This is a genomic window from Methylosinus sp. RM1 (genome assembly GCF_011378635.1).
GTDB lineage: Bacteria > Pseudomonadota > Alphaproteobacteria > Rhizobiales > Beijerinckiaceae > Methylosinus > Methylosinus sporium.
The window spans coordinates 1-795 of sequence record NZ_WOVC01000114.1; the positions used below are offsets into that span (position 1 = coordinate 1).

Consider the following 795-nt stretch of genomic DNA (forward strand, 5'->3'; position numbering starts at 1 on the left):
TTATCGCAGCGTACCACGTCCTTCATCGCCTCTCAGCGCCAAGGCATCCACCGAATACCCTTAAGGCACTTGATCGCTCTCATTATCGATGCCCACCGCTCGGCAGCGGCCCTTTTCCCTTTCGAGATCAGGTTTGCATCGATAGAAAGACCAGTTTGCTTCAAACACATCCGAGAGCGCTGCGGTCACGCGGCGCCCACTTGCTGGTTGCTCGTCTTCAGTCGAACGTTCCCGTTCGATCGAAGATGATCGGATGCATTTCCTTTTCACGATGACAGACAACACGCATTTCGACAGCGCGTCGAAATGCGGAACTTGTTTCAAGGACGATTGCGACGCCGTCTTCGGCGATCCGCACATCTGGTGGAGCCAGACGGGATCGAACCGACGACCTCATGCTTGCAAAGCACGCGCTCTCCCAACTGAGCTATGGCCCCGAGCCGTGCCGATCGGAAAGAGTGGTGGGCCTGGGAAGACTTGAACTTCCGACCTCACGCTTATCAAGCGCGCGCTCTAACCAACTGAGCTACAAGCCCAAACTGTCGCACGCCTTTTCGCTTTTACGCCAGGCGGGCTCGTCCTTGTGAAGAAAGAGAAACGAAGACGGCGGCTGTCCCGCCAGATCGGCCTGACTGGCCGTTGTGTTCCAAGTGATCCGACAGATCAAAAGGCGAGATGCCCAAAGATCATAAGGGATCATCCTTAGAAAGGAGGTGATCCAGCCGCAGGTTCCCCTACGGCTACCTTGTTACGACTTCACCCCAGTCGCTGACCCTACCGTGGTCGTCTGCCTCC

2 tRNA genes and 1 rRNA gene are annotated in these 795 nt (G+C 56.4%); all 3 read right to left on the reverse strand.

What is annotated here, in order from left to right:
• Nucleotides 1–361: 361 nt before the first annotated feature.
• Nucleotides 362–437 (reverse strand) — tRNA-Ala (locus tag FMZ75_RS21190).
• 22 nt (nt 438–459) lie between these two features.
• Nucleotides 460–536 (reverse strand) — tRNA-Ile (locus tag FMZ75_RS21195).
• Between the two features lie 170 nt (nt 537–706).
• Nucleotides 707–795: ribosomal RNA gene (locus FMZ75_RS21200) — 16S ribosomal RNA — on the reverse strand; the annotation flags it as partial.